The sequence below is a fragment of the Paenibacillus sp. JNUCC-31 genome (assembly GCF_014844075.1).
Lineage (GTDB): Bacteria > Bacillota > Bacilli > Paenibacillales > Paenibacillaceae > Paenibacillus.
Genome location: NZ_CP062165.1, coordinates 7,488,678 through 7,502,100, shown reverse-complemented (window position 1 = coordinate 7,502,100; position 13,423 = coordinate 7,488,678). Strand labels below are relative to the sequence as shown.

Here is a 13,423-nt window from a genome sequence, read left to right as displayed (position 1 = left end):
GCCATTGGGTTATTGGCTAGAGAGTTTGATCTTACAGAAAGAGGAGCAAAAATGAAAAGTAAAAAACAGCTTAAGATCGGCGTTATAGTTGAAGGGGTTGGTTGGAGTTACTGGGCATGGCGCCACCCTAATATGCCTGCCAATGCAAGCGAAAGTGTAGATTTCTATGTCAAGATGGCGAAACGAGCAGAAGAGGGCAAGTTCGATATGGTTTTTTTAGCAGATGTAAGCCATATAGGGCCTGGAAATATCCCGCATTTTCTAAGCATGTTTGAAGGTGTAACGATACTATCCGCATTAAGCATGGCCACTAGCCACATCGGGCTTGCTGCGACTATAGCCACGTCATACGCTGATCCATTTACAGTGGCTAGACAGATGGCCTCTCTCGATAAAATTAGTAACGGGCGAGCGGCATGGAACGCTGTTACATCTAATTCTGGGGGGTTGGCTAACTACAGCAGAAGTCATTTGTCTAAAGAAGATTTATACCCTTTGAATAAAGAGTTCATCGAAATTGTAGAAGGCCTGTGGGATTCCTATGAAGATGATGCTTTTGTTCGTGATAAAGAGAGTGGTATCTTCCTCAATCCAAGAAAGATGCACCAACTGAATTACAGAGGCAAGTACTTTTCTGTTGACGGTCCGCTTAATATTAGTCGTTCTCCACAAGGAAGACCCGTCATTTTTCAAGCGGGTACGTCTGAAGCGTTTATGAATATCGCATCCAAACATGCTGAAGGTGTGTTCATAAATGGGGATGATTACAACTACGCCAAGCAATTTAGTGAGGAATTGAGAAGAAGAGCAGGCCTTGCAGGACGAGCTCCGGAAGACCTGTTAATTATGCCTTCACAACACATCATCGTTGGAAGAACAGAAACGGAGGCGAATGAAAAGTTTCTGGAGTTACAAAGGTTATCGCCCCCAGGATACCGTACTCCTAAACCCCTATTTTTCGGATCCGCAGAGACCGTAGCCGATAGGATTGAACATTGGCATCAAACGGGCACAATGGACGTATTGCTTCTAAGACAAGAACATCCTTCGGGAATTGATGATTTTATTGATTTGGTCGTACCGATCCTGCAGGAAAAGGGAATATTCCGAAATGAATATGAATCCCGTACGTTGAGAGGTAATTTAGGTCTTCCTTTCCTGGAAAATAGGTATACAAAAGATAAAGCCTGACGACCGTCGTTATGGTGCAGGTAGGGCAAAAAATAAACGATTATATTGATTTCAAGGAGATAGTGAGATGAAGAAGCAATACAATACACGTGCCATCTTGGCATCGCTGCTTATCTGTGGTTTTGTTGGGATGTTTAGCGAGACCGCTCTAAACATAGCAATGACTAATTTAATGGAAGTGTTCCACATTTCGGCGGCTACAGCGCAATGGTTGACAACAGGTTACTTACTAACACTTGGTATTCTAATGCCGTTCACTGGTCAATTATTGCAAATGTATACAACAAGACAACTTTTTATCGTGTCAACAGCTAGTTTAACGGCAGGTACATTCTTAGCGGCTGTATCCTTAAACTTTGAAATGCTCATGTTTGCACGTGTTATACAGGCAATTGGTATGGGGTTATTATTACCGCTCATGTTTAACACATTGCTTGTGATTTTTCCTCCAGAAAAGCGAGGCGCAGCGATGGGCTATATTGGGTTAGTCTTATCGTTTGCACCCGCACTGGGGCCAGCGATTAGTGGGATGATAATCCAGTATTTGTCTTGGCACTTTATTTTCTGGCTCTTACTACCATTCATAGTGATTGGTATGTTGTTTGGGATGAAGTATTTAGAAAATGTAACAGAAGTAAGTAAGCAACGTATTGATGTTCTTTCAGCAGTTTTATCCACAATTGGTTTCGGAAGTATCGTATTTGGATTTGGTCAAGCTGGTGAAGGAGGCCATGGGGGGGGGAAGTTCCGTCGCTCTGACGTTGATTATTGTTGGTGTGATTGCACTTATCTTGTTTGTATTGAGACAAAATAAGGATCAGCCGTTACTAAATTTACGTGTATTCAAATATCCGATGTTCGTTGTCGGGGTTTTCCTTGTGATGATGTGTATAGTAATTTTTATGACGACAATGATTGTGTTGCCAATGTTCTTGCAAACAGGGGCAGGGCTATCTGTATTTGTTACAGGCTTGATATTATTGCCGGGTAGTGCACTAAATGGTATTTTCCAGATGGTTGCAGGGCGCTTGTCCGATAAGTATGGACCGAAATGGGTTATAATGCCAGGTTTAGTCATTATAATGTTGGTTTTATGGTTCTTCACAACATTAACGCCAGCTTCATCAGTTGGATTAATTATTGCATTGCATATGGTTCTAGCGGGAGGGATTGGACTCATTTGGCCAGCCTCACAAACAAATGCCTTAAACTCACTGCCACCTGAATTATATCCACACGGTTCAGCTGCCCTGAACACGTTGATGCAAGTCGTTGGGGCTATGGGAACAGCTGTAGCCATTAGTATTTTAACAGGTGGAAAGAATAAGTATTTAGCTACCTCATCTACACCAACAATGCCGAATGAAATCGCAAATGCGATAACTGCGGGGGCGCAAAACGTGTTTTGGATTTTGCTTTTAATTGCTGTTATTGGCTTTATTATTGGCTTGTTCGTGCGCCGCTCCGTTATCAACCGCGGAACAGTAGAGAGCATGAATATGCACTAAATATGAAAGTTCATTTACACGTATCACCATGCTTTTATGACTAGCTATAAAAAAGAAGAGGCACATAATAACGGATGTAGCGGACAGTTACATGCTGATTGCAAAGCGAGTATGATTGTGATGCTATAAAATGCCCAATATTAAGGAGGATATACAGAATGAAGTATAAGCAGCTTGGAAATACAGGACTTTTAGTTTCACAACTTGCGTTAGGCACAATGACGTTCACGAGTGGAAAGGATAACCATAAAATTCTCGGTTTAGTTGGGCAGGAAGTAGCCGACAAGATGATAAAAAAGAGTGTCGATATCGGAATTAATTTCTTTGATACTGCTGATAATTATGCAGAAGGTGAAAGTGAAATTATTCTTGGACAATCCTTCCGCAATCTTGGTATTGCGCGGGAGGAAGTTGTAATTGCTAGCAAAGCCGCCGGACGAACAGGTATGGGACGTAACGATGTCGGTGCTTCAAGAGGACATATTATGAATGCAGTGGAAGCAAGTTTAAAGAGATTGAAAATGGATTATATCGATTTGTATCAGATTCACGCCGATGATTTCTTGACACCTGTAGAAGAAACTTTAGGTGCTTTAAATGATCTGGTAACACAGGGTAAGGTACGATATATTGGCGTATCGAACTGGCATGCTTGGAAAATTGCTGATGCTCTTGGTATTTCTGAACGCAAAAATCTGGCTCGCTTTGAAACGGTTCAGGGGTATTATTCTCTTGCCAGCCGCGATGTTGAACGAGAGTTGGCGCCTTTGATGGAAGCAAAGAAGATGGGACTTCTGGTGTGGGGTCCGCTTGCTGGCGGTCTGCTGTCAGGGCGTTACGATCGACACAATCAAAAGGCAGAGGATTCGCGCCGCTCTGCGGTTGATTTCCCGATTGTAGATAAAGAGCGAGCTTGGAATATCATTGATAAGATAAAACCGATCGCTGAAGCACATGGGACAAGTATAGCAAGTGTGGCGCTCGCTTGGCTGATGACAAGACCAGTTGTAACCTCTGTTCTTGTTGGCGCGAAACGATTGGAACAGTTGGAAGAAAATCTGGAAGCCGCAAATTTAGAACTGACGGATGATGAAATTCAGCAACTTGACGAAGTGAGTATACTGCCTCCTGAATACCCAGGTTGGATGGTTGACTATCAGAAAAGAGATCGCCTGGAACCGCTTTTTTGACAGAATATTCAGTCCAGAGTATCGTGAGCTTAGGTTATAACGAAGGAATGTAAAGGCAATGAACCGTTGAGATATGGGATGGTGAACCCCAAGGGAATTAGTGGAGTATGTGCAGAAGAAGTAAACTGGGGAAGTTTTTCTAGCTATTCCAGATGCCCAGCCCAGCCTCTTTAAAAAAGGAAAATTTCAAATGATATTCATCGCTGATACTCCAGCTTGATGGTTCTCAGGACCACAGTCTCCTATGGTCCCTCGATGGATCCTATGTTGGCACTATTGGCTGTGCAAGGGAAACGAAACATAATGGGCTTGCTGCTGCACTCTCAAGCAGCTGTTACCTAACTATGGCTCACTTTTTCGATTAGTCCAGGTTCATCATTTGAACAATATGCTCTGCTATACTTTGTTCTGTTAGTTTAATTTGTTCAGCAGTATGCAAAGTAACTGCTTCATTAATCATGTTGGCATAGATTTGTACGTACAAAGTACGTTCATCAGAGGATATTTCCTGCATACAAAGATTCAAATAATGCTTTAGTGCATTGACTAATTTTGAAGAGAGTAGAGGAATAATTCTGTTATAGTTACGGCGACATTTCTTTTTGACTTGTTGATGATACTCAAATGCTGCGAATACTAATTGCATCATATTATCTTTTGTAAAAGTACACACACCATTAGTATGTTGTTGAATAAGTTCTTCCGCTGATTTTTTTATAATCTCATCCAACAATTCATATTTATCTTGGAAATGAGCATAGAAAGTTGCCCGATTGATTTGGGCTCGTTCCGTTAAATTTTGTATTGTTATTTTATCAAAATCTTTTTCTTCCATCAGTTCAAAAAGTGACTCAAAAATGGATTCTCTTGTTCGAGTTGTACGAATATTTCTTACTTTAAGTCCCATGGATCTAACTCCTTTTTTTAAACCAACAAATGGCCCGCATTGTTGGTTGTTCCTCAATGATGTTCCCGATACAATTGAACTACTAAAGCAACTATTGTTGTAATAGTATACTGCATAGAAGGTGGTTAGTCCATTTTGAAACCTTAAAGTGCAAGATTAATAGTTAATACCGATTTCATCGAACAATGTAATACAATTCCAAAATAATTATAACCAAATATTGGAGGAATTTAAAATGAAACTTACAGGAAACACGATCTTCATTACAGGTGGCGGTTCAGGAATTGGACGTGCATTGGCAGAAGCTCTACACAACCTTGGAAACAAAGTAATCATCTCGGGTAGAAGAAAAGAGCGTCTGGAGGAAGTGATTAGTGCTAATCCCGGAATGTCTGCAGTTGAACTGGACATACAGGATCTTTCCAGTATTGAGGCAACCGCTAAGCAACTTATTCAGGACTTTCCTGATTTGAATGTCTTATTTAATAACGCCGGCATCATGCTTTTCGATGAGGCTGCGGGTGTGATTGACGAAGAGGTTCTGGTTTCAACGGTCTCAACAAACTTGCTTGGACCAATTCGAATGACGTCTTCATTAATTGAACATTTGAAGTCTAAAGAAGAAGCTGTGATCATTAATACGACTTCTTCAGTCGGGTTTATTCCGTACGCAGCGACTGCGGTGTATTCGGCGACCAAAGCAGCGCTCCATTCCTATACCTTATCACAACGTTATTTGTTTAAAGATACAACAGTAAAAGTATTAGAAATCATACCACCTGGGGTTCAAACGGAACTCATGGGAGATATTAGTAACAATCCGCATGCGATGCCACTTGAAGCATTTATTGAAGAAACAATAAGATTACTCGGTACGGATGCTGAAGAGGTTCTAGTGGAACAAGCGAAAATGATTCGTGATAATCAAGGTCCGAATGAAGGAGCTTTTGTAACCCAACTTAACGATATGGCGAGCCAAGCGCCAACAGACCATTAATTTCATCCATCTATGACTATCGGTTCCATTGTGTAACACGAAGGTGGTAGGCTTATTAGGTGTCTTTCAAGTGCCGGATGCTGAAGAATGCGAGAACGCCGTATATGATGCGCTGATGGCTGGTTATCGCCTGATCGACACCGCGGCTGGTTATCTCAACGAGGAAGCGGTAGGACGCGCGATCAAGCGTAGCGGCGTACCACGCGCAGAGCTGTTCATCACGACCAAACTTTGGGTTCAGGATGCCGGTTACGAGAGTGCCAAGCTGGCGTTTGCTAAATCTTTGAAAAAGCTGCAGCTCGACTATCTCGATCTATATCTTATTCACCTGCCGTTCGGCGATTACTACGGCGCTTGGCGTGCGATGGAAGACCTGTACCTCGAAGGCAAGATCAAGGCGATCGGTGTCAGCAACTTCCTGCCCGACCGTCTGATGGACCTCATCGTGCATAATGAAATCGTGCCCGCAGTCAACCAGATCGAAACACATCCTTTCTACCAGCAGGCTGAGAACGCCGCTTTTATGAAAGAGCAGAGAGTGCAACACCAGTCGTGGGCGCCGTTCGCTGAAGGACTGGGCATATGTTCGGCAACGAAGTGCTGGCCTCGATCGCAGAAAAACACAACAAGTCCGTCGCCCAAGTCGTGCTGCGCTGGCTGGTTCAGCGTGAAGTCGTTGTAATTCCAAAGTCGGTGAGAAAAGAGCGGATCATCGAAAACATCGACATTTTCGATTTCGAATTGAGTGCAGACGATATCGAACAAATCTCCACCCTCGATACGCGGGAGAGTTTATTCTTATCATACCACGATCCGAAATCTGCCAAGATGCTAGGCACCTCGAGAGTCGAGCTGTAATCCTTGATCCAACAGTAAACTCATCACGCGTTTATCCTCATCTATTAGAAAGGACAGGGTGCCCCTGTCCTTTCTTTACTTGAACATCGAATTCTATTGTAGAATGACATAAAGTCGCCAACCAAGAAACCTCTAATAAATCAAGGGGGTTTAAATTATTTGTAGGGAACTTCTTGTCAATATTTAGTGACATAAAGTTACTACGCTGGAATTTGACAAGAAGTTCCCCACTGCCCTGGGGAAGAAAAGAAGTTAAGATATCAAATTTATTTTTATAGGAATAGCTTTCAGTGGAAATGATTTATAATTTTGTTTTATGTACAATATTGCGATTCTTGATGTGACAATTGCCGCTTTGCAAACATATGCATCTCCCGTTTAATACGAGACGCTTGCTATTCTTATTTAATATTTGTTTGAGTTTTTGTATACACCGAAAAGTTGATCGAATAGGCCCGAGGTAGCCATCCTATTGGCGCAGCTTCAGGCCTTTATGTTTGGTATGGAAAAACGATTCAGGAGGAGAAGAATAGGAAGAACGAGGGCTGCGACCTATTGCCGAAATAGACAAGATCATTGAGGCATCCATTGGTAATAGGGGGATATATGTACAAAATACAGTGTAATGTTTAGTAGATAATATCTAAAATATAATATAAAATTATAAACACCTTATATAATGTGTCACATATGGAGGGGATATTTAGTCGATGATTACTATCATATTAAGTGTCCGATAAATGTTTAGAGCAAGTATTCCAGAAGGATCTTTAAACTTTTTGGACCTATCAATTATACTGAAAGAAAACGAAAGTATTACTGATTTCGAGAGTTTGGATATTGCAGTGAATATGCTTTTTCTTGCTGGGAAACATGCATATGAGATTACTCATGAAATCAGTTTAGCAGCAAAAAATGCTGGATTTGACGGCATAGTATATCCATCATATTTCAGTAATGCTCGCAAAGGGTTAATGCCACATCAAGCATTAGTGTATGGAATATCTAATAGACGAATACCTCAATTTCAATCAATAGAACACTCTAAGGTGGCACAAAATATAGCAATCTTTGGGCGACCAATACTCGAAGGAAAAGTAAAAGTTCATAGTATAAATAAATTGATGCTGACAAAGGTTAGTTACAACTACCTTCTTGGAACAGTAAATGAAGAAGAGTAGAGAACCGGTACTGGCAGTTATGACTAAAAGAACGTTTCACTCAGAAGAGTGCTAAAGGTTTGGCTACATTGCCACATGTAGAATGACATAAAGTTACCAACCATGAAATCCCTTATATAATAAGGTTTTTTTATTTTTTGGTAGGGAATTTTGTGTCAATTTTTGTCGAGGGACAAGAACATATTCCCATTAAAGTCGCTATTATAGCGGCTTTTTTATTTTATCGGTACAAGTTCTTGTCCCGAGCCAAGGACAAGAACTTGTACCGATTGCCGGAATGGACAAGAACATAGTCCGATTTCCGATTAGATGTATATCTAAACGTTGTGCACATGCAACTTAAAACCTCATTAAGTAAGCGTAAAACATGAAAATGTTCACATTGTTATGGACAACTGACACGATGAGAGGTTAAACACGGGTTGGCTAGGTATTAAAAAGGCGAAATATCGGTCTGAAACTAGCTGTTGAGGACAAGAACACAATCCAACTTACGATTAGATGTATGTTTTATAAATAATGAGTAAGTATAGCTCAAAATGCAATAAGTATTTGAGGAACGGATGACATTTAGCAAATTTTTCATTTAGTAAGTATTCCAATGATATGGTATAACTCTTCTTGCTGTAAAAAAAATAGACAAGGGGATACAACATGAGAAAGAAACACAAATTTTGGAATAAGGTGATCAGCTTAATTATTGCTGGCTCCTTGATTTCTACATCATCGCTAAATAATACCACTGCTTGGGGGAGCCCCTCAGCCGAAAGATCAACACTTCAAGAAAGCAACACTTCAGACGATTCTAACTTGTCGTCCAACAACACCCCAAAAGAGATTGCTTCGCTCCGAAGTGAAAAATCGAAGACATTCGCAAATGAGAATGGAACGTACACAACTCAAATTTCTGAAACTCCCATTCACTATCAAGATCCCTCAAATCAAGAGTGGAAGCCGATTGATAACCGTTTAAACACGACGAGTCAAACGGCTTACAATAACGATCATGAATTCAAAGTAGAAATGAACAAGAAGCATTCTGTTTCTGATAATTTGATAGAGATCAAAGAGGATAAATTCCGCATTGGTCTAAACCCCATAGCGGAAACAAATACGTTAACAACTACGCAAAGCATCTCTAGCACAAAGCCGGCAGGGATTGTTAAGAATAATGTAATGACGTATAAGGGGCTTTATCCCGATACTGATTTAATTTATACCCTGGGAAACGATAGACTCAAAGAAGAGCTTAAACTCAGCAAAAAGCCGACAGGAAAAAAGTCAGTGATTTACTCCTTTTCCTTAACTCTGGGTAATTTGGATTATCGCCAGGAACAGGATGGCTCCGTTTCCTTGATTAACCCATCTACTGGCGATATTGAATATATCATCGATAAACCGTTAATGTATGACTCTTTTATACCCGAAGGTTATCAGCAGGTAGAGGGAGTTAATGCTTACCCTGAAGAATCTCTTTCCTACGATATTCACTATGAATTGAAAGAGAAAAAGGGACAGTTATACATTGACGTGATCCCAAGTATCGCATGGCTTAATGATGCATCTCGTGTATACCCAGTCACCATCGATCCGACGATTGTTAAATTTCAACCGACATACCGCTTAGCGGATACCAATATACGTAGTGCTTTTCCCAAACAAACCGGAGCAACCGATACGACACTAGGTGTTGGTCTATATAAAGACGCTACTAGCTCTAATGTCATCCGTTCTCTCATTCAGTTTGATACATCGACCATCCCACAGGGGGCAAAGGTGTTAACGGCTGACTTGAACCTCTGGTTAGCTTCCGTTTCAAATAATACTAATGTAGATATCACACTAAATAGTGTCAATAAAGCATGGACAGAATACTCTGCATCCTGGATGTATGCAGATGCTACGAACTTGTGGAGTAAACAGGGTGGAGATTTCAATGCTTCGCAAGTCGCTACAACTGCAGTTGGACCGTTAACCTCACTTGCAGCAAATTATAAGTGGTCTTTGCCTGCGAATATGTTAGAAAAGTGGATAAATGATCCTACAACAAACAAAGGTTTTATGTTGAAAAGCAATTCAGAAACAACTAACAGCTACAAGAAGTTTATATCCGGTGATGACACGGCCAATCCAGATTACACGCCGCTTTTAAGCGTGACATACACCTCTGCTAGCCGACTTGGTCTAAAAGATTATTGGACATATGATAGTCATCCGATAGCTAACGGAACTAGTTATACCAATTTGGGCACGGGGAACAATATCATCCAGTTTAATGATTATTCCTTAACAGGTAGAGGAGATACCTCCGTAGACTTCATGCGGACATATAATTCAAAATCTAGCGAGTCTTCACCGTTTGGCTACGGATGGTATTATACGGGTGGTGAAACCATCGTAGATGCTTACAAAACCGGAGACGTATTGTTTACAGACCACACTGGATCTGCTTATGAATTCAAATATAACGCATCAAACAATACGTATACGCCTTCAGCGGGCGAATATCTGACACTAAACAAGGTGAAAAGTAGCTCAGGGGCCACGACGGGTTATGACTTAACGGACAAACATGGATACCTGATGCATTTCGATACGGTTTCTAACGATGATCAAGTAAGCATCACTCAAGCCAAACTCAGTTATGAACAAGATATGCATGGAAACCGAATTACGTATAAACGGAATGGGGACGGAGCACTAACGGGTATAGAGGACCCATCAGGACGTACCATTGCATTTGAATATACTTCAGATGGGTTAGTTGATTATGCCATGCTAGAAGGGCGGAAAACGGATTATACGTATCAGAATGGAAAGTTAGTCACTGTAGATCAGTATAGTGAGGATGGCACTTATAGCCGAACTCAGTTTAGTTATGGTGGAAATTACATTAAAACCATTTTTGACCCGAATAATCGATTAACCACGTATACCTATGATCAAGAGTACTTGGTTAAAGTGCAGGAACCTTCAACCGTTTCGGTTACAGATGCAAGTGACCGGCCGGCAACCCAGTACAAATATGACACCACTGCACGTACAGCAGACGTAACAAATGCAAACGGCCATACGACAAACTATACGCTGAACGCTAACTTTGTGGCGGAGAAAATCCAAGATGCCAAGGGTGAAATCACTCAGTTTGTCCTAGATGCAAACTATAATGTCAAGAAAGTAACCAATCCAGATGGAACTGTTGCTGAGCAGACATATGATAGTAAAGGTAATGTTCTAACTCAAATCGATGAGGTTGGAAATGTTACAACTTATGAGTACGACGACTTGAATCATGTTCTCAAAGAAATTGATCCTAGCCAAAATGTGACCAATTACTCGTATACCGCAGCTGGTGATCTGGAAACCATCGTGGATGCCAAGCAAAAGGTTACACGTTATGAATATGACGCCTATGGAAACTTAAAAAAGACGACGTATCCAGACCAATCAATAGAAACGTACAGCTACGATGATAAAGGTAACGATATCAAATCGATAATTGATGCAGCAGGGAACACAACAACAGTAACAACAGATGCGGTTGGGAATATGACCGCAAATACCGACGGAAATAACAATCGTACTGATTACCATTATGATAAGTTAAATCGCCTGAAATCAGTAATTGATCCCAAGCAAAAAGAGACAACGTATGAGTATGATACAGCCGGAAACTTGACTAAAACGATTAATCCAAAACAGGCTGTAGTTCAGTATGAATACAATGGTCAAAATCAGTTAATGAAAAAGACCGATGCCATTGGCAAGGTGACTGATAACAAATATGATTCAAATGGCAACCTAATGGAGACCACGACTCCTAATGGGAACACAATCTCTTCAACCTTCACGGCCTTGGATCAACTCAAAACTATAAGTATAGATGGGCAACAAAAGTGGTCTTACGAATATGATGAGAATGGGTTACTTGTCAATGTAAATAATGGTGCCCGTTCCTTCACGTATAAGTCTGACGGATTGCCTGAAACAGAGGTAGATAGAGGACATCAAAAGTCGTATGACTATAATGCGAATAGTGGACTTCAGGAGCTCTCATATTCAACTGGTGCACATTCGTCTACTGTAAATTATGATTACACGGAGTTAGATCAAGTAAAAAGTATTTCCAAAGATAATCAAAACCTCATTTCTTATCAGTACAATGATATGGGTGCAATGGAACAAGCCGATCGAGCAAACGGAATTGTAACCAAGGCTGACTACGATACGGGGGAACAGTTGCGCACTTACGGTGATTACTCCAGCACAGGAAGTGTACTTCGCGAGTACGAATACACGTATGACTCTAATGAGAATGTAAAGACAATTCATTCAGAATTAGGTGATACAGCGTATGAGTACGATACGCTTAACCAACTCGAACAAGAAACTCTACCCGATGGGACAACAATTAAATACCAATATGACGACGTGGGTAATCGGACACAAAAAGTCGTTGTCACCAATGGGCAGGAGCAAACCACTGTATACGAGCATAATAACGCCAATCAATTAACTTCTGTTAATGGACAATCTTATCAATATGACAATAATGGAAACCTATTAAACGATGGAAAACAAACGTATATATATGACGAACTGGATCAATTAATTGAAGTGCAAGATCAATCTGGTCAGAGAATACAACACTATAGTTATGATGAACAAGGGCGACGTATCCAGTCCATTGGTCAGTCCGGAACGACAAATTTCTTCTATGATGGCGATGAAGTCATCTATGAAACGGATGGAAATAACAAAACACTTCGAGAGTATACGTGGGATGATAGTGGAAGTCCGGTAGCAATGACTAAAGATGGGCATACCTATTATTACCACTTGAACGGTCATGGAGATGTCGTTAGTTTAACGGATCAAACTGGTAACGAAGTAGTCCAGTATGAATATGATGCATGGGGGAATATTGTAAATCAGAGTGGCTCGCTTGCGGATGAAAATCCATACCGTTATGCTAGTTATAGATACAATACAGAAACTGGCTTATATTATCTGATGACCAGAAATTACAATCCGCAACTAGGTTCCTTTATTTCTCTGGATTCAGAACAAGATATGGATCTGGATAATCCGTTGAATCGGAATGGATATAGTTATGGATTAAATAATCCAGTTGCATTTGTGGATGATGATGGAAATAATCCATTTATAATATTTGTTATCGTCTTTGTTGTAAAGGTAGTCGTTAAAAAAGTAGTCAAAGCTGCTGTTAAGAAGACTGCTAAAAAGGCTGCCGGAAAAGCGATAAAAAAAGCAACTCATGGTAATAGTAAAGCAAGTAAAAAAACACAGCATGGATATGAAATATCAGAGAAATCAACAGGAGATGTTGTGAAAACAGGGATTAGTGGACAAAAGTTAAATAAAAATGGGACTTCTCCACGAGCAAACAGTCAAGTCAACAAATGGAATAAAAATGCTGGTACTAATAAGTATGAAGCAAGAGTAGTTAAATCTAAAATGCGTAACAGACAACAAGCCCTCGAATGGGAAAAAAAGAATGCTCAAAAACTATGGGACAAGGGAAATTCAATGAGTAAACATCAAAGACCACGCCCATGGGAATAAAGTTA

At 40.6% G+C, this 13,423-nt stretch carries 6 protein-coding genes and 2 pseudogenes; 7 read left to right on the top strand and 1 reads right to left on the bottom strand.

What is annotated here, in order from left to right:
* The first annotated feature begins 51 nt into the window (after positions 1–51).
* The 3 genes and pseudogenes from JNUCC31_RS32780 (at position 52) to JNUCC31_RS32770 (ending at position 3,889) form a co-directional block, all read left to right on the top strand.
* Complete coding sequence (locus tag JNUCC31_RS32780; protein ID WP_192267433.1) at positions 52–1,191, top strand: NtaA/DmoA family FMN-dependent monooxygenase; 1,140 nt, start codon at positions 52–54, stop codon at positions 1,189–1,191.
* A 67-nt stretch (positions 1,192–1,258) separates the two neighbouring features.
* Positions 1,259–2,699: pseudogene (locus tag JNUCC31_RS32775) on the top strand (DHA2 family efflux MFS transporter permease subunit).
* Between the two features lie 158 nt (positions 2,700–2,857).
* Positions 2,858–3,889, top strand: coding sequence for an aldo/keto reductase (locus JNUCC31_RS32770; RefSeq protein WP_192267432.1), 1,032 nt, complete (start codon positions 2,858–2,860; stop codon positions 3,887–3,889).
* 361 nt (positions 3,890–4,250) lie between these two features.
* Here the strand turns inward: JNUCC31_RS32770 and JNUCC31_RS32765 are convergent, their stop codons facing one another.
* Positions 4,251–4,796 carry a TetR/AcrR family transcriptional regulator gene (locus JNUCC31_RS32765; protein WP_175398569.1) on the bottom strand — a complete coding sequence of 182 codons (546 nt, stop codon included), beginning with the start codon at positions 4,794–4,796 and terminating at the stop codon, positions 4,251–4,253.
* A gap of 235 nt (positions 4,797–5,031) precedes the next feature.
* Between JNUCC31_RS32765 and JNUCC31_RS32760 the strand changes: the two genes are divergently transcribed.
* The 4 genes and pseudogenes from JNUCC31_RS32760 (at position 5,032) to JNUCC31_RS32745 (ending at position 13,418) form a co-directional block, all read left to right on the top strand.
* The gene (locus tag JNUCC31_RS32760) at positions 5,032–5,793 is read left to right on the top strand and encodes an SDR family oxidoreductase (protein ID WP_175398568.1); all 762 of its coding nucleotides are present in this window, start codon (positions 5,032–5,034) and stop codon (positions 5,791–5,793) included.
* 28 nt (positions 5,794–5,821) lie between these two features.
* Positions 5,822–6,651 (top strand): annotated as a pseudogene (locus JNUCC31_RS32755) (aldo/keto reductase).
* A gap of 740 nt (positions 6,652–7,391) precedes the next feature.
* Positions 7,392–7,832, top strand: a complete 441-nt coding sequence (locus JNUCC31_RS32750; protein ID WP_192267431.1) for an RES domain-containing protein — start codon at positions 7,392–7,394, stop codon at positions 7,830–7,832.
* Between the two features lie 654 nt (positions 7,833–8,486).
* Positions 8,487–13,418 carry a DNRLRE domain-containing protein gene (locus tag JNUCC31_RS32745; protein ID WP_192267430.1) on the top strand — a complete coding sequence of 1,644 codons (4,932 nt, stop codon included), beginning with the start codon at positions 8,487–8,489 and terminating at the stop codon, positions 13,416–13,418.
* Positions 13,419–13,423: the final 5 nt, after the last annotated feature.

Coding starts and splice junctions, on each gene's coding strand:
- JNUCC31_RS32780 (WP_192267433.1), top strand. CDS start 52: ATGAAAAGTAAAAAACAGCTTAAGATCGGCGTTATAGTTGAAGGGGTT.
- JNUCC31_RS32770 (WP_192267432.1), top strand. CDS start 2,858: ATGAAGTATAAGCAGCTTGGAAATACAGGACTTTTAGTTTCACAACTT.
- JNUCC31_RS32765 (WP_175398569.1), bottom strand. CDS start 4,796: ATGGGACTTAAAGTAAGAAATATTCGTACAACTCGAACAAGAGAATCC.
- JNUCC31_RS32760 (WP_175398568.1), top strand. CDS start 5,032: ATGAAACTTACAGGAAACACGATCTTCATTACAGGTGGCGGTTCAGGA.
- JNUCC31_RS32750 (WP_192267431.1), top strand. CDS start 7,392: ATGTTTAGAGCAAGTATTCCAGAAGGATCTTTAAACTTTTTGGACCTA.
- JNUCC31_RS32745 (WP_192267430.1), top strand. CDS start 8,487: ATGAGAAAGAAACACAAATTTTGGAATAAGGTGATCAGCTTAATTATT.